A 24,428-nucleotide genomic window follows, 5' to 3' on the forward strand; every position below is an offset into this window, starting at 1 on the left:
CAGTTGCAATGAACGGACACGCCCATTGCGCTGTCCTGTTCTCATCTTCGAGGAACCGAATACGGATATCATCTGAGCGAACGGTTAACGTGCTGAGCCTGAGGTCAGGCCCTTAACCGAAAGAATAGGGAGCCCTATCAGGTCGCGCCGGGGCCTATCATTCGGCACGGCATCAGCGCTGAGGCAAAGCAAGCATATGGTTAATTTTGCAGGGAAAAGAGCCGCTTTGGAAATTCTGATTCGGTGATTGGCCCCATGAACTAAACGCAAAAACGCCCGCACGAGGCGGGCGATTATGGTTACCAAGGAGGAGGGAGAACTAGGCGCGCTTCGGCGGGCGCGCGCTGGTATCGCTGGGCCAGATCAAACGCGAAATAGGCGCGTTAAACGAAGCCAGCGTCGCGTGCAATAATCGCAGCATCCGTACGATTCTTTGCGTCCAGTTTTCGGCAAAGTGTTTTGACATGCAGTTTTATCGTCACTTCCTGCAAATCGAGGTCGCGCGCGATCTCTTTATTGGACTGCGCGATCATCAATCCACGCAGCACTTGACGCTCACGTTCAGACAGAGCCTTCTCAAAATCGGTCTCTTCGGGGTTATCCTTGCCGGACATGAAAGAGACGGGGGCATAAGTCTCGCCTGCTGCCATGAAGCGCACAGCGTTGACCAATGACTTGGCAGGCAATGTCTTGGGTAGGAAGCCGATTGCGCCCATGTCCAATGCTTGCTCCGCAATAAGCCGGGTGGCTGTGCCAGAGATCAATCCCACCGGGCGGCCTTCGTTGATACCCAGCACGGTTTGCAGCCCCTGCAGGCCTTTCATGCCGGGCATTGTATAGTCCAGCAGAACCAGATCGTAGGGCGGCTCGGTTTTGATCTTATCCAGCGCGCCTGCCAGATCGCTCGCAGCTTCGGTTACGGTCGAACCGTCTGCATCAAGAAACATCGCAATGGTCTCGCGGACCATGTCGTGATCATCAGCAATTAAAATTCGCAAAGACATAATAGGTCTCCTAAGGCCAAACGTGACCGGGGTTCTTTAATAGGTAGAGTGTGCCTGTTTGATAAGAAAGATGAAAGCTTGAGGGGTCGAGGGGGCAAAGGCATGCGCGGCTATTCTTTGGTATGGGCAGTAGGAGCAGGCCTAGGCGGGCGTTCCTATCCTTTGGTATAGAGGGATGCGCTTCTGCACCTTCGCGTCGCTCATAGGTGCAGGGTATGGTCAGGTCATACCGCTAGATAAGGGAACCAGACATGATCTTTCAAAGCCTCAGCAGAATCACCACCGTCGCCGCGCTTACCATTTGCCTTGCATCGGCGGTTGCCGCCCAAGACGAAGAGGTTGTGCTCCAAGTGACACTGGCCGAGGAAGCCCACAGCTTCACCCTATCGGACCTTAAGTCGATGCCGGTGTCGCGCTTTGAGACTACGACCATCTGGACCGATGGTGCGCAGGAATTTGAAGGTGTCTCCTTAGAGCAATTGTTCGAAACCTTGAGCATTGACGAAGGCACGATCACGGCAACGGCAATCAATGACTACGCCGTGGAAATCCCGATGTCGGATGCAGTCGAGGATGGCCCAATCATCGCCTACCACACCAATGGGGAAGAGATGTCACGCCGCGACAAGGGGCCGCTTTGGGTCGTCTATCCGTATGACAGCGACATCGCTTACCAGACTGAACTGGTCTACAGCCGGTCGATCTGGCAGCTTGACCGAATTAGTGTCGAATAACTGAACATGGCGCGAAGGGCCCAGATGAAGGACGCAACACAATTTGGGCCCGCGCGCGCCAGAAGCCGACAGGTTCTGGTGCTCGCCCTTGTCGTGGGGATGAGCATCGCAGCCTATCTGGCCTATAACGTCTGGGACAGGATCCGCGCGCTCGACAGTGCCCAGCAGGACCACGCCGAATGGGTCTTCACCCAGATTGAGATTGAGTTCCTCAAGACCGACCGCGCTTTGACACAGGCGCAATCCGCCACGCCTGAAGCTTTGGTTGAGTTTCGCAAACGGTTCGACATCTTCTACAGCCGCGTCCTGCTGGCAGAGCGGGTGCGCAACAATGCTAAGGCCAAGCCGCAGATCCGCGAATTGCGTGCTTTGCTCGACCGTTTCCTGCCGGTGATTGATGGCACGGATGCCCAATTGGCCGCCGCGCTCGACGATATTGATACGATGCTGCGTACCGTAGAGGATCTACCCCGCGAGATCGCGTTGGCGTCGATCGCGATCGCCAGCGAAATGTCTCAGAACGAACGCCATGAGATTGTGCGACTGATCGAAGTGATGGCAGCGATTGTGTTGATCGTCACACTCGCTTTGGTCGGCGCCGTCTATCGCCTGTCGCGGCAGGCCAGCCGATTAAACCGCACCTCGCAAATGGTCGAAGAAAACCACCTGCGACTTGCCAAGACGCTCCAAGCATCGCTTGACGCTATCGTGGTTATCAATGAGCGGGGCGAGATCGAAGATTTCAACGGCTCAGCTGAGGAGATATTCGGAATTACCCACGAAGCGGCGAAAGGCAGGAGCTATGTGAACCTGTTGATTCCGCCAGAAGACCGCACAACCCACCACAAACGGCTAATGAAATTTCGCGAGACGGGTGAAACCGAGGTCGCTGACAAAGGCCGCCGCGAATTTGAGATGATCGACCAGAATGGCCGCATTTTCCCCGTAGAAATGTCGGTGTCGCAATCCCCTTCGGCGGAAGGGTCGCTTTTCATCGCCTACATTCGTGACATCACCGAAAAGCGTCAGCGTGAAGCCGAGATCATCACCGCGCGTGATGAAGCTTTGGATGCTTATCAAGAAAAGTCGCGTTTCTTTGCCATGATGAGCCATGAGATGCGTACCCCGCTCAACGGCGTGATCTCTGCATTGCAATTGCTTCAGGACGATCGGCTCGACAACGAACAAAAGCGCTATGTCGATGCAGCCATGGTTTCGGGGGAGATTCTTCTGAGCCACATCAATGATGTACTTGCGATTGAGCGAAGCGAAGCAGGGACATATGAGCAGGTTCAGCAGGCCTGCGGCATGACCGTGTTGATGGCGGGTATCATTAACACGATGGAACCCTTGGCCGAGGCGGGTGGCACCCGGCTGCACCTTGATCTGACGCGGCTGGAAGACAAACCCATCGTAACAGACCCACGGGCGATTCAGCAGATACTGGTCAACCTTCTGAGCAATGCGATCAAGTTCAATCCGGGTGGTGATGTGACCCTCAGGGGGTGGTTTGCAGAAACGTCAACAAAGGCAGGCGAGGAGTTTCACTTTCAAGTCGAAGATGACGGCTCTGGCATCCCAGCAGAAGATATAGACCGCATCTTCGAAGATTTCGTCTCACTCGATAGCCGCTATGAGCGTCGAACTGGGGGCACGGGTCTGGGGCTTGGGATCGTGCGCCGTTTGGTCAAGCGCTTGGGCGGGGAAATCAAATGCGAGTCAGTTCTCGGGAAGGGGGCGTGTTTCACAATCCGCCTGCCGGTTGAGGTCGTGGATGCCGTGCAGGCCGATCCGTCGGACAACATTTCGGACCTGCACGAAAAGCGCATAGAACAGACCCCGGCAGCGCGGCTCAATCTGCTCTTGGTCGATGATAATGAGATTAACCGCGATCTCATCAAGGCGATGCTTGAAAGGATCGGCCATGAGGTCACCCTTGCAAGCGGAGGACGCGAGGCGATTGCGCTTGCGGAAAGCGCGGCCTTCGATGCGATTCTGATGGATATTTCGATGCCAGACGTGAATGGCGTTCAGGCAACCAAGGCGATCCTGTCTGGCAATGGCCCCAACCAGACGACGCCGATACTTGCCGTAACTGCCCATGCCTTGCCCAAAGAGCGCGCGGAGTTTGCGACAGTGGGCATGTCGGGGTTCTTGCAAAAACCATTAGATATGAAAGTGCTCCGCGCACGCTTGCAGGAGATCGCCGTGCGCGAGGTGATGCCAGATCAACCGCTGCCAGTGCGCCTCACCAACGCGCAGACATCGGTGCAAGGGAAATTTACGAAACGGCCGCTGTTGGACGAAAGACAGATGACAGATTTATTCGATCTCCTGGGAGATGAGAAACTGCGAGAGCGTGTTCAAAAGCTTATCGATCAAGTGGCGGATGACCTGCCCAACCTGTTGGCCGCTGACAGCTTACCCGATTTACAAACGCGGGCCCACGGCCTGGCCGGGATGTGTGGTATGCTTGGGGCGGACCGTCTGCACGGATTGCTCAAAGAAATCGAGACCGCGTGTAAGACTGACAAACACGAAGGGGCGCGGGGCCTATGCGAAGCTTTGCCGGGCACATGGTGCGCCACACAGGCGGCGATGAAAGCTCAGGTAGGCCTTTGACTGCATCCCCATTGTCACGCGGCGCCGCCTCTCTTTGGGCGGACAGCTACGGTGTCCAGAGCCTTAACTTGGCTCATCGGTATAGGCTACGGACCGGCTAAACTTCCGCAAATTTCTTAGTCAGTGACGATTCGCATGGCAGGTGTTTTGCGGCAGCTGCGCGACCATTCTAAAACTGCACTTGGCATGGATAAGACACGCCAGATTTGCACGGCTTGCTGGCGGCGGGACTGAGCGCGGCTTAGCTCCACGGCCCTGCGTCCCCGCGTCTGCCGCTCTTGGGAATGCGGCTGCTGCTGGTGGGGCGGGAGCTTTGTGCCCGCACAGGGGGCGTGGTGGGCGTCATTGCCCGCAGGGCCGCGATGCGGTTCTCGGTCGCGGGGTGTGTGGCGAAAAGGCGATCGTGCTTATGGGCGTGCAATGGATTGATGATGAACATATGTGCCGTGGCCGGGTTGCGCTCGGCAGCATGATTATCGATCCGCGCGGCGCCCATGGCGATCTTCTCAAGGGCGGAGGCCAGCCAGAGCGGATTGCCACAAATCTCGGCCCCAGCCTTGTCGGCGGCATATTCGCGGGTCCGGCTGATTGCCATCTGCACCAAGGCCGCGGCCATGGGCGCAAGGAACATCATCATCAACGTGCCGATCATCCCCATCCGTTCCCGCGCGCCACCAAAGAACAGCGCGAAGTTCGCGAGCATGGAAATCGCACCGGCAAAGGTGGCTGTTACGGTCATAATCGCCGTGTCGTGGTTGCGAATGTGGGCCAGTTCATGGGCGATCACCCCGGCCAGTTCTTCCCGGCTTAGGCTTTGCATCAGGCCCGCCGTCACTGCCACGGCAGCATTGGCCGGATTGCGCCCGGTGGCAAAGGCATTGGGCTGCGGCGTGTCGATCAAATATACTTTGGGTTCAGGCAGCCCGGCGTTGCGGGCAAGCTCGGCCGTCATGGCATAAAGCCCGTTGCGATCCCCGGGAGAGACCGGCTGCGCCTTGTGCATCTTCAGCACCATGCGGTCGGAGTTCCACCAGGTGAAGGCGTTCATCCCTGCTGCCACGACCAATGCGATCAGCGCCCCGCCCGATCCGCCGATCAGATAGCCCACGCCCATGAAAAGCGCGGTCATCGCCGCCATCAGCATTGCCGTCTTTACATAGCCCATCTTGGTTTCTCGCGGTTGTACCCTATGGGGGAAATATGGGGTGTTTCCTGCGACGTGCAAGCCGCCCGGCGGCAGAGCGCACTAGTCGTCAAGATCGCCGTCGTCTGGCGTTGTATGCAGATAGATGTGCCCAATCTTGCGTATCAGCGGGATATTCATAAAGGCAACGATGCCCGCTGCGATGCCTAGTCGGCTGAGGAAACTCAGCGGCATCGGATCGTCCCCTTTGGCGTAGATCAGGACCACGACGGTCACCACGAAAAACCAAATCGCAAGGCTTAGTAAAACGCGGCGCAGGGGGTTGTTTGGTGTGTTGGTCATCGGCGCCTCCGGCTGGACCGCTTTCGCACACTATTCCGAGGGGCTGGATGAACTGCAAGGGCGATCCGCAAGTGCCCCGTACTGGAACCTATGGGTTGCAAGAATAACCCGCTCGGCGTCGTGTTTGACGACGCGAGGAGGCAGGCTCGAATGTACGCCCGAACCGCTGCGAATGGGCCGCTGCGAATGAACTGAGCCTTATCCAAACGCAGACCGGATTAACCGCATTCGCTGGCTTTGAGGCGCAAGAAGCTGTCTTCCCCGGCGAGAACATAGCGCAGCAGGAGAAGTTCGACCTTGGCTGCGTCGCGTTCAACAAAGGCACGCAGCATGTCGCGTTGCAGATCAACAAGCGTTTCATGGGCGGTGGCATCGCGCAGAGTGGCCATACGAACGGCCTGAATTTGCGCCATGTAACGCAGGATCGTGTCGCGCAGTTCAATGTTGGGCACGGCCATAATCCATGTGCGGCGGATGTCTTCGGACGCGGCAAAGAGGCTCTCAATTTCGCCAGTCTCCAACGTATGTTCGGCCTGTTGCACTGCGCGCGTCAGGGTCGCGATATCGTCGTCGGTCAGCTGATTGGTCGCCAGCGCGGCGGCGCGTGGCTCTAGCAGGCGGCGCAGCTCGAAAATCTCGCAAATCTGGCGCATCGAGAGGTTTGGCAGGGTAAAGCCCCGTGTCGTGCTGTCGAGGTAGCCTTCGTGTGACAGGCGCATCAGCGCGTCGCGCACGGGCATCCGCGAGACGTTGAACTCCTCAGCGACGGCGGTGTCGACAAAGCGTTCGCCGTGGCTGATCTCACCTCGCTGGATGCGCCCAAGGAAGATGTCGTAGATCTGATCTTTCATATGGCGCTTGGCTGTGCGGGGCATTCTCACCTCGTAGAAAAGTATTCAATTATCTCACAATCATGCGCAAAAAATGCGCGTATGGCTAGGTTTAATCACTCTTTCTATTAAATTTGATTTGTATTCGTATACGAAAACTGGCAGCCATACTGTGAAACTAGCCGCACTGCGCGGGGATGTTCACAGGGAGAAAAACATGAATCTGAATAAAAATCTGATCGTTGGCCTCACCGTCGCGGCCTTTACGGCACTGTCTGGCGTCTCTGCCATGGCGCAGGATGTGCTGAAAATCGGCTCCTATCCGGCAAACCCGCCGTGGGAGTTCAAGAACGAAGCCGGAGAGTTTGAAGGCTTTGAAGTCGACATCATTAACGAAGTTGCCGCTCGCCTTGGCAAGACGACCGAGATCAGCGGCTACGATTTCCGCGCGCTTTTCGTCGCGACAGCCTCGGGCCGGGTGGACGCGGTAATCTCGTCATTGACCATCACCGATGAGCGGCTTGAGGCGCAGTCCTTCACGCAGCCTTATTTCTCGGGCGCGCTTGGCGTGGGCACCAAAACCGATGCCGGGATCGCAGATCTGGACGGGCTGGAAGGCAAGCGCATCGGTTCTATTGCGACCTCGTTCCCAGAGAATTGGTTGAAGGAGCGCGAGGCCGAGCTTGGTTATGCATCCTATTCCAGCTATGACACGACGGCGAATATGCTGACCGACCTGCGCAGTGGCCGGATTGATGCCGCCGTAAACGATATCGTTAGCCTGCGTTATGCATTCGCGCAGCCGACAATGCAGGGGCTTCAGGTCTCGGTCGAGATCCCCACAGGCGACAAATTTGCGATCATGATGCCGAAAGGGTCTGAGCATCTGGAAGCGGTCAACGATGCGATCTCTTCTATGAAGGAAGATGGCACCATGGCGACGCTGTATGAGAAATGGCTTGGCGTAGCACCTGCGGAAGGCAGCCTCGCGGTCACTCCGCTGCCCGTACCGACTTCTGCTGACTGACAAAGTTGAGGCCGCAGGCGGGGTGCTCTCCGCTTGCGGCATAAGGCTGGCCTCCTGCGATCAAATTGACGGAATGCGCTATGGAAATCTTCGACATCTTTTTCAATCTCGACGTGATGCGCCGCGCTTTCCCCATCCTGATGCGTGGGCTGGTCAATACGATCCTGCTCGGCTTTTCGGCCATCTTCTTTGGCGGGATTCTGGGTGTTTTGGTCTGTCTGGTGCGGCTCTATGCGGCGAAACCGTTCCGGCTGCTCGCGGTTCTGTATACGGATATCTTCCGCGCCATTCCGGTTCTTGTGGTTCTGATCCTCGTTTACTATGCGCTGCCTTTCGCTGGCATTGTCTTCTCTTCGTTCGTGGCGGCGACCATTGCGCTGGCACTGGTGCTCGCGGCCTATACCGCAGAAGTCGTGCGCGCCGGGATCGAAGCCGTGCCGCGTGGCCAGTTTGAGGCTTGTGATGCGCTTGGCCTGTCTTTCGCCACCACCATGCGCAAAGTGATCCTGCCGCAGGCATTTCGCATGATGATCCCGCCGCTGGCATCCTATGCCGTGGCAATCATGAAAGACACATCGCTGGCTTCGGTCGTGGCGATGGATGATCTGTTGAAACAGGCCACCGACGCGCAGGCGCTTTTTGCGAACCCTACACCCCTGCTGCTGGCCGCGCTGCTCTATATCGCAATCCTTTGGCCCATGGTGCGATTTACCGGCTGGCTCGAGCAGCATTACAAACGCGGTTATCGCTGATCCTTTCAGCAAGAATTCACATCAATCCTATCGTCTCGCGCCCCGCGCGGCCAACACCCTACGGAGATTACAATGTCCACAAAAACAGGAACGGGCGACGCCTATCTCCTTTATCATTCCATCGGCCAATACCCTGGCAAACACGCCGACATGTTGGCGGGGCTCACCGATTTCACCGATGCTTGGGCCGCGCCGAACGGTGATCAATGGGCGGATGTGCTGCCCAAGCGGCAGCAGTTCATCGACCTCTGGGCCGAGCTTATCGGCGCGCCACAGGGAACCGTTACCACGACTGAGAGTGTCACCACCGGCTTGATGGCCGTCATCGGTGCGCTGCCCGAAGGAACCCTCCGTGGCAAGAAGGTGTTGGTGGCCGAAGACGGCTTCCCCTCGCTGCACTTCCTGCTCACCGGGCTGTCGAAACGTTTTGGTTTCACGTTGAACACTGTGCCAATCCGGCAAGGCGGGCATTGGGTAGAGGCCGAGGATATCATCGCCCATTGGGACGAAGACGTGGCCTTGGCGCTGCTGACATGGGTCAGTTCGACCACCTCGCACCGTCTGGATATCCCGGCGTTGGTGGCACATGGCCGGAATATGGGGTCGCTCATCGGGGTTGATATGACGCAGGCGGTGGGGTTGCTGCCCTATGACGTGACCGAACCGCGCGTGGATTTCGCGCTGTCGACGAGCCTCAAATGGATGTGCGGCACGCCGGGGGCCGGGATCGTCTACATGGACGCTGATCTGATCCCACAATGCGAACCTGAAATGCGCGGCTGGTTCTCGCAGGGCAACCCGTTCTCATGGGATTTGGGCGCTTTTGAGTTTGCGCCCGACATTCAACGGCTCGACAGTGGCACGCCTTCGACAGTGCCAGCGGTGGCGAGCCTTCCGGCGATGAAATGGCGCATGGGGCAAAATACGGCAGCGTTGGCTGCGCATAACCGCAAGCTGACCGGCCAGTTACAGGCGGGTCTGGATGAGATGGGGCTAAACCTTGCAAGCCCAGCTGACCCAGACCAGCGCGGTGGTAGCTTGATGGTTGTCTTGCCGGATCACATCGACGCTGCCGACGTGGTGGCGCATCTGGCGGCCTTGGATATTTACGTCGACAACCGCAGTCAAATTCTGCGCATGTCGCCGGGGGTGCTGACAACCGCTGCAGGGATCGAGCGGACCCTGCAAGCGCTGCGGGCGTTCTTGGCCTAACGCTTAGGGATGCCCGTGGTGGCCGTCAGAAGGGGGCCGTCAGGAGGGTGCCATCGCATCTGAATTCGTCTTAGGCGAAGGAAAATCCACGAAAAAGGTGGTGCCTTCGCCTTCGGCCGTTTCAAACCTGATACTGCCGAGGTGTTGGTCAACGATGGCTTTGACGATGCTCATGCCCAGCCCGTGCCCCTCTTCGACCCGGTAGCTGGACCCGCGTGAGAACCGATCAAAGAGGACCGGTTGCAGCTCCAGCGGCAGGCCGCCGCCTTGGTCCTGCACCCAGAAACCAGCACCGTTTTCTGAGATGCCCAGCTTAACCGTCCCCCCTTTGTCAGAGGCTTTGATCGCGTTGGACAGCAGGTTCGACAGCAGCCGCATAAGCCGCCCTTCGTGAAGCTGCAACAGGGGGGCGGGCGCGTCACGGGGGGACATTTCGAGATGGACATCGCGGTCCTTAGCGTAAGAAACTAAGGCCTCAGAGGCCTGCGCCAACAGAGGCGCCAAAGGACGTTCGGTGAACCCTGATTGATCCGGCCTGCGCAGGGTTTCCACATCAAGAATATCCGCCACCATCTGATCAATCGCCCGAGCGTTGCGCAGTGCAAGCCGCAGCAATTTTTGCTTTTGCGGGGGCAGGTCGTCTTGCGTGGCCTCAAGCAGGCGCAGTGCGCCGGTCAGCGAGGTGAGGGGGGTTTTCATTTCGTGGCTCACCGTGGCGATAAGTTGGTCTTTGGCGCGCTCAAACTCGCGCTGCTCGCTCACGTCTCGCACGACGCCGAGAAAGCCCAGATGCTCACCGAGATCGGTTTCAACCTTGGCAGTTGAAACCTGGCCTTCAAAGGTCGTTCCGTCGGCGCGGCGGCAGGCGATCGAAAATTCACCCGGTGCATTGGGTGCCTTCGCGTTAAAACGCTCCTCGCCTGCGCGTTCGTAGCCGCCCAAGGTCTCGTATAAGACTGCCGTTTGCCGCCCCAGAAGCTGATCTGGCTCATAGCCGAACAGCGTTTCGACGGCAGGGTTTACAAGCGCCACGCGGCGGTTGGGATCGGCCATGATAATCGCTTCGGGCACGGCATCCACCATGGCCTTGAGCAGGCCGCGCTGCTCGCGCAGCTCGCGACGTTCGGATTGCAATGTCAACTCACTGCCCAGCCAACGCGCGAGGAACTGAACAAACTGTATCTGTGCATTACTGAACTGCGCCGAACGGGCGGCACTGCCCGAAAAGTTGATCGTGCCAAACAACTCACCGCCACAGTTCAGCGGCGCCCCGATATAGCTTTCCAGGCCGAAATTTAGATAGCATGGGTGGGTTGCGATCTCTTGCTGTCCGGCGTGGTGGAAATAGGTCACATCAGCGTTGTTAAGCGTGTGCAGACAATAGGTGCCATTGATATCAAAGGTGGTGCCGGGTGCAGGCGCCCAGTCGGGGCCGTGTACAAAAAGGCATTCGTAGACCGGATGCTCGATGCGACTGACGATGCCCAGTTCAAGACCAAGCGCCTCGGTACCCAGTTGAAGGAGTTTGGCAATCTTGCCTTCGACTGAAAGGTCTGGTTCGACAGCAAGCATATAGAGTTGCCGAAGCGGATCATCGAAATCCGCCATCGCGTCGTAAAAATCGTTCATCTAGGCCTCTGCTCTGCTCGCGTTTTTCTCGACTAGGCCTGTTTAGAAGGCAGCGTTCATCTTACGGTATCGCCCTTAAGCCCCACTGCCAATGGCGCAGCGGAAGAGCGAGGGCGAAATGAGCGCGTTTCATCCCCGCCGGAACGCCGAGATTTTCAATCCCGCCAAGTCCGTTCAAGCACGGCAAGCCAGTTTTCGTGGCTGATTTTTGATAGCAAAGGTTCATCATAGCCATGCGCCCGCAGGGCATCGCAAAGCGCAGGTAAACCGGCCGCATCCTTTAGTTTAACAGGCACCTCGGCCCCATCAAAATCTGAACCAAACCCAACGCGGTCTTCACCCAGATGGGTAATCAGGTGATCGAGATGCCGCAGCATGGCGTCAAACCCCTGATCGCTTGTCTTGCGCCCATCGGCGTTCAGAAAGCCGGTGGCGAAATTTACCCCAACCATCCCGTCACTGTCACGGATCATGCCAAGTTGCCGGTCAGTCAGATTGCGCGACGAGGGCGAAATGGCGTGGGCGTTGGAATGGGTCGCCACCAGCGGCGCATCTGAGAAGGCCGCAACATCATTAAAGCCAGCCTCGTTCAGGTGGGACAAATCAAAGAGAATGCCCATCCGGTTGCACAGGCGCAGCAGGTCTTTGCCCGCAGGTGTCAGGCCGGGCCCGCTATCAGGTGAGGCGGGAAACGCAAAGGGCACGCCATGCCCAAATGCCGTCGGGCGGCTCCAGACGGGGCCGAGAGAGCGCAGCCCCATGTCATGGAATAGATAGAGTGCATCAAGGTCCGGACCAATCGCCTCGGCCCCCTCGATATGCATGATTGCAGCAATGATATCGTTGTCGAGGCAATGACGTAGCTCTGCCGATGTGCGGCAAATCTTGAACTGTCCGTCCGACGCGCGTTCCATCCATTTCAGGTGCCCAGCCATGGCCAGCGCTACCGGCTGGGCCTCGGACAATGGCACCTCTTCGGGCAAGGGCAGCGCATAGGGCGGGTTGTTCATCTGCGCCATCAGATCGGTCTCGGGCGCGGGCGATGAGATGTAGATGGCGAAAAATCCCCCGGCAAAACCACCTTGCTGCATACGGGGGAGGTCAAGGTGCCCTTGGCCGGTATCGGTCAAAAAAGTGGTTTCGCGATTGGCAGGGTTTCGCAACAGACGCAGCAGGAAATCGTTGTGGCCGTCGAAAACTTTTGCGGTGGTCATCGGGGGCTTCCGTTCGCTGCTCATGCGAAAGGAGCTATCATGGCAAAGGCGGGTCTGGCCAGTCGCAAGCGCAGCCCCGCCCGTGGGTCAATTGAACCCTTGCCAACCCTCATCGGGCTCAAACCGCGGGCCGTGCGCCTTGGCGAGAGCGCGCAGTCGGTCGCTCACGTCGCGTGTGCCGCGGGTGCGGGCGTACTGCAGCGGGCCGCCACGAAAGGGGGCCCAGCCGGTGGCGAAGATCATCGCGGCATCGATTTGATCTGCGTCTTTGGCGACCCCTTGGCCCAGCACTTCGACAGCGGCGTTCAGCATTGGCAAGATCAGCCGGTCGGTCAGGTCCGCGGGGCCATGCTCTTCGCTATCGGGATGTGGCGATCCGTCGGACCAATCATAAAAGCCACGCCCCGTTTTGCGGCCTAAATCACCCTGTTCGACGCGCGCCTGCAGCATATCGGTGATCTCAGCCATTGGTTTATCAAGCCGATCGCGCAGGCTTTCGGCCACATGCAATCCGATGTCGAGCCCCACCTGGTCGGCCAGTGTTACCGGCCCCATTGGCATGCCAAACCGCAAGGCGGCGCTGTCGATCACCTCTTTCGGCACGCCCTCATCCATCAGCACCATCGCCTCCATAAGATAGGGGGTTAGGATGCGGTTCACCACGAAACCGGGATAATCGCCAACCTGGGCCGGCAGCTTGCCAATGGCGCCACAGAAGGCCGCCAAACGATCGGCGGTTTGCGTATCTGTGTCAGTCCCGACCACCACTTCGACAAGCGGGATTTTTGCGACGGGGTTAAAGAAATGCAGCCCCGCAAACCGGGTTTTGTCAGGGGCGTGGGCGCTGAGATCGTCAATTGAGAGGCTAGACGTATTGGATGCAAGGATCGCGCCCTCTTTCATCTGCGCCTTCAATTCGGCGTAGATTTTCTCTTTGACCTCCATGCGTTCTGGGGCCGCCTCGATCACCAGGTCAGCGCGGGAAATGCCATAGCCATTGGGGTCTGGCATCAATCGGTCAAGGGCATCGCGCGTTTTGGTGTTGGTCAGCTGTTTGTCTTCGCAGAGCTTGGCCGCCTGTTTGATGGCGCGACCAAGGGCGGTGGTATCTAGATCGCTCAGACTGACGCGCTTGCCACGGATCGCGGTCATGGCGGCAATCTCAGCTCCCATGGTGCCAGCGCCGATCACATGCACATGGGCTATATCATCGTCACCGCGTGCCGTGTCTTTCAGCTTCTGCCGTAAGAAAAAGACACGGCGGAGGTTCTTGGAACTGGGCGTTTTCAGAAGGTTAGCGAACGACCGGATCTCTCCGCGCTGCATGGTTCTGCGGTCGGTACCGTGCTCTTCCCAAAGTTCGATCAGCGCATGTGGCGCAGGGTAGTGGTCTGCGGGGGCGCGTTCTTCGGTGCGGTTGCGCATTTGCCGTGCAAGCAGAGTGCGCGCCTGTTCCAACCCGAGCGCACGGGTTTTCAGCCCCGGTTCCGCCCGTTCTATCCCAGTCTTGGCAAACGCGCGAACAGCGGCGGCGACGTGGCGTTCTTCGACGATTTCATCAACGATCCCCAGTGTCTTGGCGCGTTTGGTATGGGCGGTTTTCCCGCTCAGCATCATGGTCATCGCTTCGGTCGAGTCGATCAATGCGGGCAGGCGGAACGTGCCGCCAAGGCCGGGGTGAAGACCAAGCTGCACTTCAGGAAAGGCGAAAGATGCGCCCGGCACCGCGATGCGAATGTCGCAAGCAAGCGCCAATTCAAAGCCCGCACCAAGTGCTGCGCCGTGGACCACACAAATTGTCGGGCAAGAGAGTTTTTCAAGCCGGTCCAGAACTGCATGGCCTTGGGTCAGCAGTTCCCCCGCGCCCTCATCGCTCATTTTGGCAAAACCGGTGATATCCGCCCCGGCAGCAAAGCCACCCGGCTTGGCCGAACGGATTACCACGGCATGAGGCAGGTCCTCTTCAGCGGCAGAGACATGGCGCTCTAGTTCACGCAGCACATCGCCAGAGATCGTGTTGGTGCTGCTGTCCGCTTTATCGAGCGCGAGCCACAGAATGCCCTCTTGGTCGCGGCCCGTGCGCCAGTTCCCCTTGCGCTCCTCTGCCGCACCGAGTTCGAGTTTGCTTTCGCCCAAATACTTTAACACATGCCCAGTCATGTCACTGCCTCCAGCATCATTGCGCCGCCAAGCCCGCCGCCGATACATTCCGTGGCGATGCCCCGTTTGGCACCGCGCGCTTTCATGGCATTGGCCAGATGCAACACGATCCGGTTGCCGCTGGTGCCGACCGGATGACCAAGTGAGATTGCCCCTCCATCGACATTCAGCCTGTCACGGTCGATCCGGCCAAAGGCCGCGTCATAGCCCAGCACATTGCGGCAAAAGTCTTCGTCGTTCCATGCGGCCACGCAGGAAAGCACCTGTGCGGCAAAGGCCTCGTTCAATTCCCATAGGCCGATGTCGTTCAACTCCAGCCCATGCCGTTGCGCAATGGGGGTAGCGGACAGTACGGGGCTCAACCCCATGATCGACGGATCAAGTGCCGCCCATTCGCTGTCGGTGATCTCGGCCAGGGGCGTCAGCCCATGCGCCTCTACCGCGCGTTCAGAGGCGACAATGACCCAGCTTGCACCGTCGGTAATCTGGCTGGAATTCCCCGCGGTTACCTTGCCATGGGGCTTTTCGAAAACCGGGTTCAGTTTGGAAAGGCTCTCCATATCACTGTCGGGGCGCACGCCGTCGTCGTGGTCATAGACGGTGCCATCGCGGTCAAAGGCAGGCATGACTTCATCTGTCAGTCGCCCATTGTTTTGCGCTGCAGCGAGGCGGTGGTGGCTTTCCATCGCGTAGGTATCTGCCATCGCACGGTCGATCCCGAACCGATGCGCCAACACCTCAGCTGTTTGGCCCATGTTAAGCTCTGTAATCGGGTCGGTCAGGCCGCGCTCCAGCCCAATAACGGGTTTGAAAAACTCCGGTCGTAGGCCGGTCATAGCGCGGGCCATATCCATCGGTCCCTTGGCGGCATTCATCCGACCGAACCATTCCACCGCTGACTGACGCAGCACCAAGGGGGCATGGCTTAACGCCTCAGCGCCGCCAGCAAGGATCATCTGATGGCTGCCGTCGCGAATGTATCGGTATGCGGTGTCGATGCTCTGCATGCCAGAGCCGCAGTTTATCTGTACGGTAAAGGCGACAGTTTGCTCCCCCAATCCCAACCGCAGTGCGGCGACGCGGGCAGGGTTCATCTCATCCGCAATCACGTTGACGCAACCGAGAATGACTAAATCGAATGCTGCGCGGTCAAAGTTTTGGCGGGCTAGCAGGGGGCGCCCGGCCTGCACGGCCAGATCAACAGGGGTAAAGGGGCCGGGGCCTTGGCGTGCCTTCATGAATGGGGTCCGGGCGCCATCGACCAGAAAGACGCGCTGCGCTTTGTGATGGGTCATTCGGCGGCCTCTCTCGGGTTGGTGTTTTCGTCAGGATCATCTCGCGGCGCATCTAGGTCGGGGAAGTAATAAGCCAGCGCTTCGGGCGTATAGTCATCCACGGCGACCACTTTGGTCACGAGGTCGTTCATGGCAGCAAGTTCGGTCATTTCAGCGTCGCTGATGAGCCCTGCTTGCCGTGCTTCCAACGGTGTCTTTTTCGCGTCGCGCAGGCGTTTCATCACCGGCTCCATCTCGACCACTTTGACATAGCAGCGATTAAGCAGATCAATTCCATCACCTTCGCCACCTTGAAAGAGCCGCCCGGTGATGCGGTCACGGGTGGCCGAGGGGGCATAGATCAACGCACTACATTCTTCGGTCAGCGTGTCGTTCGGCCCACGGCGGCCCATGCCCGGCAGCGTCAGGGCACGCAACACCCACGCGGCCCAGCGGGCTGGCAGATTGGCGATCACCCCATCGAGCGCTGCTTGTATGCGTGAAAAGCCGTCGGCGGCTGCAAATTGCAGCAGCGGCAGATCGGCTTGTTGACGGCCTTCGTCTTCCCACCGCTTAAGCGCGGCCGACAGGATATACATTTCAGATAGGATATCGCCCATCCGGCCTGAGATCATCTCTTCGCGCTTCAGTGCGCCGCCAAGAGTGAGGAAAAGGAAATCCGCCGTTAGCGCATAGGCCGCCGACCAGCGCGCAAGCTCGCGGTAAATCGGCGTCGCAGCGCCTGCATCAGGGGCAGGGGCGAAACGTCCGCCCGTCAGTGCACGGCCCCAAGCGCGGAACAGCGTTTTGGTGGTGTGCCCCACATGCGCCCAGAGAGACTTATCAAAAGCCTCAAGAGACTTGGCTTCATCCTCCATCTGCAATGCCAGCATATTGTCGAGCATATGCGGATGCGCACGGATAGACCCTTGGCCGAAAATGATCAGGCTGCGGGTGACAATATTCGCGCCCTCGACCGTGATGCCAATTGGTACCGCGCGGTAGAGTGGCAGCAAGTAGTTGAGCGGCCCGTCGATCACAGCTTTGCCAGAATGCACATCCATCGCGTCATTCAGCGCCTCGCGCATTTTAAAGGTCGCGTGGGCTTTCATGATGGCCGAAATGACGGAAAGCGCACGGCCTTCATCCAAGCCAGCGCAGGTTAAATGGCGGGCGGCGTCCATCGCATAGGCGTCTGCCGCAAGCCGCCCCATCCGCGCTTGCACCCCGCCGAATTTACCAATTGGCAAGTTGAACTGCTGGCGAATGCGGGCATAGGCACCTGTGGTATGTGCGGAGAAAGCGATGGCGGCGCAACCCATTGACGGCAAAGAGATACCTCTGCCAGCGGCCAGGGCCGACATCAGCATCATCCAGCCCTTTCCCGCGTAGTCTGCCCCACCAATAATGTGGTCGAGCGGGATGAATACGTCCTTACCGGTCGTCGGCCCGTTCATGAACATGGTAGAGGATGGCAGGTGACGCCGGCCCGTCTCCACGCCCGCCAGATCAGTCGGAACAAGCGCGCAGGTAATGCCAATGTCAGGCGTATCCCCCAACAAGCTGTCGGGGTCGCGCAGTTGAAAGGCAAGGCCAAGAACCGTGCAAACCGGAGCGAGGGTAATGTAGCGTTTCGCCCAATTAAGGCGTATGCCCAGCACCTCTTCGCCTTGCCACATCCCTTTTTCAATCACTCCCTCATCCACCATGGCCGACGCGTCCGAGCCGGCCTCGGCGCTGGTGAGGCCAAAGGCAGGCAGCTCGCGCCCATCCGCAAGCCGTGGAAGCCAGTGATCCTTCTGCGCCTCCGTGCCGAATTGATGCAGCAGCTCACCGGGACCGAGGGAATTGGGCACCATCACGGTGACCGCCGCAGCAACAGAGCGCGACGAGATAAAGCGTACCACCTCGGAGTGGGCGAAGGCTGAAAACCCCAAACCACCATGGGATTTAGGGATGATCATGCCGAAGAATTTCTTGTCGCGTAGAAAGGCCCACGCCTCCGGGGGCAGATCCGCGGCTTCGTGGTTTATTTTCCAATCGTCGATCATGGCGCAGAACTCTTGCACCGGACCGTCAAAGAATGTTTGCTCCTCTGCGCTAAGGCGGGGCGCCTTGACCGCCTGCAACTTGGACCAATCAGGATTACCGGAGAAAAGCTCCGCCTCCCACCAGACTTCGCCAGCGGTGAGCGCTTCGCTTTCGGTCTGGGACAACGCGGGCAGGGCTTTCTTGGCCCAACGGTAAATTGGTTTGGTGAGCAGGTCGGTGCGCAGGTTTTTCATGGGAGCCCCCTTCACCAGGCCAACGCCCTTCACATCTTATCGGTTCCTAATGGATCACAACGTCAGGTGGTCTCAAATGCCCTCTTGCCAAGGGTGTGGTCAGCGCCGCGTCTTTGGCTATGGTGCCCCCAATGATGGTTGAGAAAGGGAGAACCAGACCATGCGATTGATGCGATACGGGGCGCGCGACGGGGCGAAGACGCCAGTGGTGCTGGATGCGGCAGGGCAGGCACGTGATGTCTCAAGCCTTGTGGCCGATTTCACACCCGAGACCATTGAGACATTGCGCCAAACGCTGGACGGCGTCGATCTGGAGGGGTTGCCGCTGTTTGAGGCTCAGGGGCAGCGCATTGCCGCACCCGTAAGCCAGCCGCGCAACATCTGGGGGATTGGGCTGAATTATTCCGACCACGCGGCGGAAGCTGGGATGCAGGTGCCGACCGAGCCGATCCTTTTTAACAAAGCCAGCCGCAGCTATTGCGGGCCAAATGATCCACTATTTTACAGCAAGGGGATGACCAAGCTTGATTGGGAGGTCGAGTTGGGTGTGGTTATCGGACGCACGGCGCTGAACGTCAGCCGCGACGAAGCACTGGATTATGTGCTGGGCTATTGCGTTGTAAATGACGTGTCAGAGCGCGCGTGGCAGGCCGAGCGGGGCGGCCAATGGGTCAAAGGCAAAAGCTTTCCCAATTTTTGCCCCACAGGGCCGGTTTTGGTAACGGGCGATGAGCTGGGCGATGCAGGCAAGCTGTCCCTTTGGACAGATATCAATGACGAACGGCTACAGGACGGCACGACCGAAAAGATGGTCTTTGATGTGGCGACGATCATCTCCTACATGTCTGAATTCATTCAGCTAGAGCCGGGCGATCTGATCTGCACGGGCACGCCGCCCGGCGTGGGCATGGGGTTCAAACCGCCCCGCTACCTTAATCCGGGCGACCGAGTGCGTCTGGGTGTCGAAGGCTTGGGTGAGCAAGAGCAGGTGGTGGAACGGCTATCCGAAAGCTGAGGGGGTTACGCCACCTCGGCCTCTCGTGCTTCGGCGGCGGCCACGGCAATTGCGGGGCGCAGGGGCAGGGTCAGCAGGAAACTGCTGCCTTTGCCGATTATGCTTGTCGCGACAAGGCTGCCGCCGTGGGCCGTGGCAATATCGCGCGAGATGGCAAGCCCTAGCCCAGTGCCGCCAAAACGACGCGTGGCGGTGGAATCGACCTGATGGAAAGGCTCAAAAACGCGCTCCAGCTCGTTTTCGGGGATGCCGATGCCGGTATCCGTGACGCGAAATTCAACCACTTCCCCGCGGATGCGGCAGGTCAGTGAGATGGTGCCTTGGTCAGAGAACTTCGTCGCGTTGCTCAACAGGTTAATCAAAATTTGCTGGATGCGCTTGCCATCGGCCAACATCACGCCGGTGGCCGATTTTACCTTTAGCTCTAGCCCTTTGTCTTCGATCATCGGGCGCAACTGATCGACGGTGGGGGCGACGATGTCGTCGATTTGGACGGGCTCCATCGTGATCGACAGGCTGCCTGCGTCGATCTTGGCAAAGTCGAGCACTTCGTTGATCAAGGTCAGCAGATGATTGCCAGAACGCTCAACCGTCTGCATGATGTCGCCCAGCTTGCTAAGCGTGGTCGCAAGTTTCGGGGCGAGTGTTTCACGTGTTTGCGGATCGGCATCGATGGCGGTGCTGAGGTCGCGTGCCGCCGGGGTGCGGTCGAAATGCCGCGCAAGCCGCACATGGCCCAGAATGACGGTCAGCGGTGTACGCAGTTCGTGGCTGAGGACACCCATAAAGTCGGTTTTGGCCTTGTTCGCATCCTCAGCTGTCAGCAGTGCTTTTTTCAGATCAGTCACATCAATCCGCAGGCCAACAACACTGCCGTCTTCCATACGCCGGTCTGAGGTGCGGATGATGCGGCCATCGGGCATCCGCTGCTCGGTTTCAAATGCACCGTTTTCGCGCTTTTCCAGCCAGACGCGGATCCATTCCTCTTCTTTGCCGACAGCATCGGGCACAATGCCACGGCGGATGCTGTCACGGACGATTTTCTCGTAGGAGGATCCGGGCTTTACCACCTCGCTATAATCGTGAATTTCACGGTATTTCTCATTGCAAAGCACCAAGATACCCTTGGCATTATACATGACAAACCCATGGTCGAGCGCTTCGATTCCCATACGCAGACGTTCTTCGGCCAGTTTGCGGTTTTCGGCCAATCGCATGATATACCACGCAAAAATGGTTACCCCCGCCGCACCTTGCAAGCGCAGGAGCCAGTGTAGCCAGAAATCGGGGCGATGCTCGGGCCAGCCGTTTTTAACGGTGGCGGCCAATTGCCAAACCCCAAAGGCAAAGTTGAAATCAAGCTCAATCGGGTTGACCAAATTTATGTTCGGATCGCCGATGATCGTCTGCTCAACCTCGCCTGTCGGGCTCAGTTCGCGAATGGCCAGATCGTATTTCTCGGCCAATTCGGGAATTTGCAGCCGTGCGACGAAGGCGTCATAATCAAGAACCATGGACAAAATGCCCCAAGGCCGATTTGCTTCGACATCTGGGCCGCCGTTTGAATAGAAAACCGGGTGCCGCAAGATCAATCCGCGACCGCCTTGGACCAGATCAACCGGCCCGGTGACCAGCCCTTCGCCACTCTCCATGGCCTGTTCGACCTTGGGCCGCTGCGCCTCGTTTTGGCGATAATCTAGGCCCAGCACGCTTCGGTTGGGCTCAAGGGGGTGGATGATCGTAACAACCAGGTCAGGGGCGACGGCGATGTTTATAACGTCTTGATTGTCGGCCATGAACTCTGTCGCGCGGGCGCTGAACTCGGATTGGCTGATCGTGGGGTTCTCGCTAACGACCGTGGCCAATTCGCGCAGTTTGAGGATTTGGTCGAAAATGTCTGCGCGGATCCGCTCACGCACTTCGATCAATTCCAATGTGGTATCAAGCTCCAGATCCTGCATGTAGGTCTGGTAGGAAAGGGTCTCGATCCTTTGACCAAAGCCAAGGACTACACCGCCCAATGCAACCAGAATGAAAATCTGTGTCGCACGCCGGGATAGCGCATTTCTAATATTTTTCATGCCGGTTTTGCCCAAGTCGGTCTCTGCCCTTTGCGCCACGGCCTTCTACGTGCCTAGTACGCCCCTAAGTCATTAGACCGCAGAGTTCTTTGTTGAGGCAAGGTAAATACCCGCTGGCAGGCAAATCACCGGGCAACAGCGTCAAATTTGCAAATGTGGCTATTTTCTATGTTTCGATCTTGCCCAACATCTCTCGCAAAATATGGCGAAGCTCTGCGATGTCCGTGGGGTTGGAAATGTTTGGCGCATGGCCGCAATCGGGGAAAATAGTGAGGCCAGGGCGCGGGCCGCTTTGGGTCATGCGCTTGGCGGCTTCGGGCAGCAGCAGGTCCGATTTGGAACCGCGCAGAAGATGCGTGGGCGTGGTGATCCGGGCCCAGCGGTCCCACGTCGAAAGTTCATGCGCCGAAGCTGTGAATTGCACGGTTATGCGAGGGTCATAATGCAGGGTGAGGTTCCCATCACCACGGCGGCGCAAAGATGTTCGCGCCATGCGCTGCCAAAAAACGTCGGCTGCCGGGCCAAAGGGGGCGTAGGTGTCGCGCAGCCACGCCTCGCCTTCGTTAAAGGTCGTGAAGTCCGGCAGGCTGCCGACATAAGATAAAATCCGGTCGACGGCCTCGCTGGGCAATTCGGGGCTGATGTCGTTCACCACCAAGGCGCTGATCCGGTCTGCGTCATGGCCCGAGGCGATGTGCATCCCGATCATACCGCCCAGCGACGTGCCAAACCATGTTGCGCAGTCGATTTGGTAGTGGTCCATCACATCTGTCGCGATGCCGGCATAGTATTCGACCGAATATTCTGCCTCTGGGTTGCGCGACCAACTCGACAATCCGCGTCCGATCATATCGGGGCAAAGCACATGGAAATGATCCGATAACGCCGCTGCGACCTCATCAAAATCGCGGCCCGTACGGGCCAGGCCGTGCAACATCATCAGGGAGGGCTTGGTCGGGTCGCCCCATTCGGTAACGTGAATCTCGTGGTCCATCACAGGGACAAAGCGGAAACGAGGGAAGGTCATCAGCGCGCACCCTTTTGCATGATGGTGCCAGTGATCCCCCGAGGGAAGAAATAGACCAGCAGGATAAAGATGATGCCAAGCCAAAAGAGCCAGCGATCAGGGTCAAGCAGCTCGGGCAGGAGGGGAAGGCTTGCGGTTGCCTCGGCGGCAGCGCCCATAAGGTCGCGCAGGTAGTATTGCGCCATGACCATCAGCACCGCGCCAACAACCGCGCCCCACATCGTGCCCATGCCGCCGATCACCACCATCAACAGAATGTCGATCATGATTGCAAAACTAAGCGTGGTGTCCGGCCCGGTGTACTTGAGCCAAACAGCATAGATCGTTCCCGCCAATGACGCGACAGCAGCCGACAGGCAGAAGACGAAAGTGCGGTAAGCCACGACACGGTAGCCGATGGCTTCGGCGCGGGCTTCGTTCTCGCGGATGGCTTTAAGGACCGAGCCAAGCGGCGCCGCCACGACACGCAGCATCAGCAGGAACAAGGCGAGCGAGGTGAAGAAGACGAAGTAGTAGGCCGCAAGCTTGCCGTTCAGTTTCACACCGAAGAGGCGCACCACCTTGCCGTCCTCGTCCACCATCAGTTTTGTCGCAGTCTTGAACAGGTCTGGCGCGCGGTAGGTGATGCCGTCTTCGCCGCCGGTGAACTGCGACAGTTGCGAGGCCAGCACCAGCGCGACTGAGGCCGTGGCCAGTGTAATCATCGCAAAGAAGATCGCCTTGACCCGCAGGCTCAGAAGACCGACCGCCGTCGCCACGATAAGCGAGACCAACACCCCGGCGACAGCGCCCAAGGCCACGGCATCCCAGCCCGGTCCCATTTCACGCAAAGAAATGGCAGCACCGTAGGCACCAAAGCCGAAGAACATCGTGTGGGCAAAACTGACGATGCCAGTGTACCCGATCAAAAGGTCATAGCTTGCCACCAGCACGATGAAGATACAGATGCGGGCTGCCACCTCCAGCGCGCGTACGTCTTGAAACAGGAAGGGCGCAAACAGCAGCAGGGCGGCGATCTGCAACACGGCGGTTTTCACGGCGATGGTGCCATAGGTGGATTTGGTCTGCATGGTCACCTCACTTCACCGCCGGGCGCAGGCCATTGGGCCGCCACAACAGGATCGCCGTCATCAAGATCATATTGCTCGCCAGCGCCAGTTTAGGGGCCAGAAAGCCCACGTAGTTTGCCGTCAGCCCCACCAGCAAAGCGCCCAAAAGCGTGCCTTCGATAGAGCCAAGCCCGCCGATGATGACGACGATAAAGACGACAATCATCATCTCGCCACCAAGCGCGGGGGTGATCAGCGTCTCGTATCCCGCCCACATCGCACCGCCGACGGCAGCAAGGGCCGAGCCCACCATGAAGACCCCGATGAACAGCCGATCAATGCGAAAGCCAAGCGCCTCCACCATCTCGCGGTTCTCAACGCCTGCGCGGACCAAGAGGCCCAGTCGGGTGCGGTTCAGCACCAAGTAAAGCCCGATAAACGCCGCCAGCCCGAGGCCAAAGGCGAAGACGCGGTAAATTTCAATGCTCACGTCGCCAATGATCCATGCCCCTTCAAGGAACTGCGGGCGCAGCACCGTAATCGGCGTGCCGCCCCAAACGGCGAGGATGATCTGCTCAGACACAATCAACGCGCCCATGGTGATGAGGATTTGCCGGAGGTGGTCATGATAGACCGGGCGGATGATGACCGTTTCGAAAAACCAACCGGCGGCAAGGCCAAAGGACATGGCCGCGATCACAGCCAAAGCGAGCGCGGCTGCATTGAGAAACACGCTGTCGGCCCCCAGCCAGCCGCTGAGCGCGGCCAGCACAGAGGCGGCGACAAATGCGCCAAAGCTAACAAAGGCCGAGTGGCCAAAGTTCAGCACGTCCATCAACCCGAAGATCAGGCTCAGACCCGAGGCCATGAGGAATACCATCATCCCCATCGCCAGCCCCGCGACGGTCAGCGTGGCCCAAGATGACGGCGCGCCAATCAGCACAAAGGCCAGCGCGGCAAGGGCGAGCGGCAGCAGGTAGACCCCGCCGAACCGGCCAAGCGTTTCCGAAATTCGATCCATAGTGTC

General features: G+C 58.6%; 19 protein-coding genes. 6 read left to right on the forward strand and 13 right to left on the reverse strand.

Features of this window, described 5'->3' with window-relative positions; genetic code table 11:
• Positions 1-383: 383 nt before the first annotated feature.
• Positions 384-1,004, reverse strand: coding sequence for a response regulator transcription factor (locus tag DSM14862_RS02810; protein ID WP_007118891.1), 621 nt, complete (start codon positions 1,002-1,004; stop codon positions 384-386).
• A gap of 251 nt (positions 1,005-1,255) precedes the next feature.
• On the opposite strand from DSM14862_RS02810, the gene DSM14862_RS02815 reads away from it, so the two are divergent.
• Both DSM14862_RS02815 and DSM14862_RS02820 read left to right on the forward strand, forming a co-directional pair.
• Positions 1,256-1,738, forward strand: coding sequence for a molybdopterin-dependent oxidoreductase (locus DSM14862_RS02815; protein ID WP_007118892.1), 483 nt, complete (start codon positions 1,256-1,258; stop codon positions 1,736-1,738).
• A 24-nt stretch (positions 1,739-1,762) separates the two neighbouring features.
• Positions 1,763-4,360 carry a hybrid sensor histidine kinase/response regulator gene (locus DSM14862_RS02820; protein WP_007118893.1) on the forward strand — a complete coding sequence of 866 codons (2,598 nt, stop codon included), beginning with the start codon at positions 1,763-1,765 and terminating at the stop codon, positions 4,358-4,360.
• Positions 4,361-4,601: 241 nt separating this feature from the next.
• Here the strand turns inward: DSM14862_RS02820 and htpX are convergent, their stop codons facing one another.
• From htpX to DSM14862_RS02835, 3 genes are all read right to left on the reverse strand, one after another.
• On the reverse strand, positions 4,602-5,525 hold the full coding sequence (gene htpX, locus DSM14862_RS02825) for a zinc metalloprotease HtpX (protein ID WP_007118894.1): 924 nt from the start codon (positions 5,523-5,525) through the stop codon (positions 4,602-4,604).
• 81 nt (positions 5,526-5,606) lie between these two features.
• Positions 5,607-5,846 carry a hypothetical protein gene (locus tag DSM14862_RS02830; protein ID WP_007118895.1) on the reverse strand — a complete coding sequence of 80 codons (240 nt, stop codon included), beginning with the start codon at positions 5,844-5,846 and terminating at the stop codon, positions 5,607-5,609.
• A gap of 218 nt (positions 5,847-6,064) precedes the next feature.
• Complete coding sequence (locus DSM14862_RS02835) at positions 6,065-6,721, reverse strand: GntR family transcriptional regulator (RefSeq protein ID WP_007118896.1); 657 nt, start codon at positions 6,719-6,721, stop codon at positions 6,065-6,067.
• Between the two features lie 172 nt (positions 6,722-6,893).
• Here DSM14862_RS02835 and DSM14862_RS02840 point away from each other — a divergent pair, with 172 nt between their 5' ends.
• The 3 genes from DSM14862_RS02840 to DSM14862_RS02850 all read left to right on the forward strand — a co-directional run bounded on the left by DSM14862_RS02840 (position 6,894) and on the right by DSM14862_RS02850 (position 9,667).
• On the forward strand, positions 6,894-7,703 hold the full coding sequence (locus DSM14862_RS02840; RefSeq protein ID WP_007118897.1) for an ABC transporter substrate-binding protein: 810 nt from the start codon (positions 6,894-6,896) through the stop codon (positions 7,701-7,703).
• Between the two features lie 80 nt (positions 7,704-7,783).
• Positions 7,784-8,455 (forward strand): amino acid ABC transporter permease, encoded by a 672-nt coding sequence (locus tag DSM14862_RS02845; RefSeq protein ID WP_007118898.1) that lies wholly within the window; start codon positions 7,784-7,786, stop codon positions 8,453-8,455.
• A 72-nt stretch (positions 8,456-8,527) separates the two neighbouring features.
• Positions 8,528-9,667, forward strand: coding sequence for an aminotransferase class V-fold PLP-dependent enzyme (locus DSM14862_RS02850; protein WP_007118899.1), 1,140 nt, complete (start codon positions 8,528-8,530; stop codon positions 9,665-9,667).
• Between the two features lie 39 nt (positions 9,668-9,706).
• Here DSM14862_RS02850 and DSM14862_RS02855 read toward each other — a convergent pair whose 3' ends face one another.
• The 5 genes from DSM14862_RS02855 to DSM14862_RS02875 all read right to left on the reverse strand — a co-directional run bounded on the left by DSM14862_RS02855 (position 9,707) and on the right by DSM14862_RS02875 (position 18,229).
• Positions 9,707-11,296 carry a sensor histidine kinase gene (locus DSM14862_RS02855; protein ID WP_243254304.1) on the reverse strand — a complete coding sequence of 530 codons (1,590 nt, stop codon included), beginning with the start codon at positions 11,294-11,296 and terminating at the stop codon, positions 9,707-9,709.
• A 155-nt stretch (positions 11,297-11,451) separates the two neighbouring features.
• Positions 11,452-12,510 (reverse strand): dipeptidase, encoded by a 1,059-nt coding sequence (locus DSM14862_RS02860; protein WP_007118903.1) that lies wholly within the window; start codon positions 12,508-12,510, stop codon positions 11,452-11,454.
• A gap of 87 nt (positions 12,511-12,597) precedes the next feature.
• Positions 12,598-14,670: a 3-hydroxyacyl-CoA dehydrogenase NAD-binding domain-containing protein gene (locus tag DSM14862_RS02865; RefSeq protein ID WP_007118904.1), complete on the reverse strand. Its 2,073-nt coding sequence runs from the start codon at positions 14,668-14,670 to the stop codon at positions 12,598-12,600.
• Complete coding sequence (locus DSM14862_RS02870; protein WP_007118905.1) at positions 14,667-15,965, reverse strand: acetyl-CoA C-acetyltransferase; 1,299 nt, start codon at positions 15,963-15,965, stop codon at positions 14,667-14,669. The genes DSM14862_RS02865 and DSM14862_RS02870 overlap by 4 nt, the downstream gene beginning before the upstream one ends.
• Positions 15,962-18,229 (reverse strand): acyl-CoA dehydrogenase, encoded by a 2,268-nt coding sequence (locus DSM14862_RS02875; protein WP_007118906.1) that lies wholly within the window; start codon positions 18,227-18,229, stop codon positions 15,962-15,964. The genes DSM14862_RS02870 and DSM14862_RS02875 overlap by 4 nt, the downstream gene beginning before the upstream one ends.
• A 160-nt stretch (positions 18,230-18,389) precedes the next feature.
• On the opposite strand from DSM14862_RS02875, the gene DSM14862_RS02880 reads away from it, so the two are divergent.
• Complete coding sequence (locus DSM14862_RS02880; protein WP_007118907.1) at positions 18,390-19,244, forward strand: fumarylacetoacetate hydrolase family protein; 855 nt, start codon at positions 18,390-18,392, stop codon at positions 19,242-19,244.
• A 5-nt stretch (positions 19,245-19,249) separates the two neighbouring features.
• On the opposite strand, the gene DSM14862_RS02885 is transcribed toward DSM14862_RS02880, so the two are convergent.
• From DSM14862_RS02885 to DSM14862_RS02900, 4 genes are all read right to left on the reverse strand, one after another.
• Positions 19,250-21,325: a sensor histidine kinase gene (locus tag DSM14862_RS02885; protein ID WP_131541668.1), complete on the reverse strand. Its 2,076-nt coding sequence runs from the start codon at positions 21,323-21,325 to the stop codon at positions 19,250-19,252.
• A 166-nt stretch (positions 21,326-21,491) separates the two neighbouring features.
• The gene (locus DSM14862_RS02890; protein WP_007118909.1) at positions 21,492-22,352 is read right to left on the reverse strand and encodes an alpha/beta fold hydrolase; all 861 of its coding nucleotides are present in this window, start codon (positions 22,350-22,352) and stop codon (positions 21,492-21,494) included.
• On the reverse strand, positions 22,352-23,422 hold the full coding sequence (locus tag DSM14862_RS02895) for a branched-chain amino acid ABC transporter permease (RefSeq protein ID WP_007118910.1): 1,071 nt from the start codon (positions 23,420-23,422) through the stop codon (positions 22,352-22,354). The genes DSM14862_RS02890 and DSM14862_RS02895 overlap by 1 nt, the downstream gene beginning before the upstream one ends.
• Positions 23,423-23,429: 7 nt before the next feature.
• Entirely contained in the window at positions 23,430-24,422 is a 993-nt protein-coding gene (locus tag DSM14862_RS02900) for a branched-chain amino acid ABC transporter permease (protein ID WP_007118911.1), read from the reverse strand.
• Positions 24,423-24,428: the final 6 nt, after the last annotated feature.

The sequence above is a fragment of the Sulfitobacter indolifex genome, assembly GCF_022788655.1.
In the GTDB taxonomy this organism is placed as follows: domain Bacteria; phylum Pseudomonadota; class Alphaproteobacteria; order Rhodobacterales; family Rhodobacteraceae; genus Sulfitobacter; species Sulfitobacter indolifex.

Bases quoted from the DNA above. Each gene is read 5' to 3' on its own strand.
- DSM14862_RS02810 (WP_007118891.1), bottom strand. From the start codon at position 1,004: ATGTCTTTGCGAATTTTAATTGCTGATGATCACGACATGGTCCGCGAG.
- DSM14862_RS02815 (WP_007118892.1), top strand. From the start codon at position 1,256: ATGATCTTTCAAAGCCTCAGCAGAATCACCACCGTCGCCGCGCTTACC.
- DSM14862_RS02820 (WP_007118893.1), top strand. From the start codon at position 1,763: ATGAAGGACGCAACACAATTTGGGCCCGCGCGCGCCAGAAGCCGACAG.
- htpX (WP_007118894.1), bottom strand. From the start codon at position 5,525: ATGGGCTATGTAAAGACGGCAATGCTGATGGCGGCGATGACCGCGCTT.
- DSM14862_RS02830 (WP_007118895.1), bottom strand. From the start codon at position 5,846: ATGACCAACACACCAAACAACCCCCTGCGCCGCGTTTTACTAAGCCTT.
- DSM14862_RS02835 (WP_007118896.1), bottom strand. From the start codon at position 6,721: ATGCCCCGCACAGCCAAGCGCCATATGAAAGATCAGATCTACGACATC.
- DSM14862_RS02840 (WP_007118897.1), top strand. From the start codon at position 6,894: ATGAATCTGAATAAAAATCTGATCGTTGGCCTCACCGTCGCGGCCTTT.
- DSM14862_RS02845 (WP_007118898.1), top strand. From the start codon at position 7,784: ATGGAAATCTTCGACATCTTTTTCAATCTCGACGTGATGCGCCGCGCT.
- DSM14862_RS02850 (WP_007118899.1), top strand. From the start codon at position 8,528: ATGTCCACAAAAACAGGAACGGGCGACGCCTATCTCCTTTATCATTCC.
- DSM14862_RS02855 (WP_243254304.1), bottom strand. From the start codon at position 11,296: ATGAACGATTTTTACGACGCGATGGCGGATTTCGATGATCCGCTTCGG.
- DSM14862_RS02860 (WP_007118903.1), bottom strand. From the start codon at position 12,510: ATGACCACCGCAAAAGTTTTCGACGGCCACAACGATTTCCTGCTGCGT.
- DSM14862_RS02865 (WP_007118904.1), bottom strand. From the start codon at position 14,670: ATGACTGGGCATGTGTTAAAGTATTTGGGCGAAAGCAAACTCGAACTC.
- DSM14862_RS02870 (WP_007118905.1), bottom strand. From the start codon at position 15,965: ATGACCCATCACAAAGCGCAGCGCGTCTTTCTGGTCGATGGCGCCCGG.
- DSM14862_RS02875 (WP_007118906.1), bottom strand. From the start codon at position 18,229: ATGAAAAACCTGCGCACCGACCTGCTCACCAAACCAATTTACCGTTGG.
- DSM14862_RS02880 (WP_007118907.1), top strand. From the start codon at position 18,390: ATGCGATTGATGCGATACGGGGCGCGCGACGGGGCGAAGACGCCAGTG.
- DSM14862_RS02885 (WP_131541668.1), bottom strand. From the start codon at position 21,325: ATGAAAAATATTAGAAATGCGCTATCCCGGCGTGCGACACAGATTTTC.
- DSM14862_RS02890 (WP_007118909.1), bottom strand. From the start codon at position 22,352: ATGACCTTCCCTCGTTTCCGCTTTGTCCCTGTGATGGACCACGAGATT.
- DSM14862_RS02895 (WP_007118910.1), bottom strand. From the start codon at position 23,422: ATGCAGACCAAATCCACCTATGGCACCATCGCCGTGAAAACCGCCGTG.
- DSM14862_RS02900 (WP_007118911.1), bottom strand. From the start codon at position 24,422: ATGGATCGAATTTCGGAAACGCTTGGCCGGTTCGGCGGGGTCTACCTG.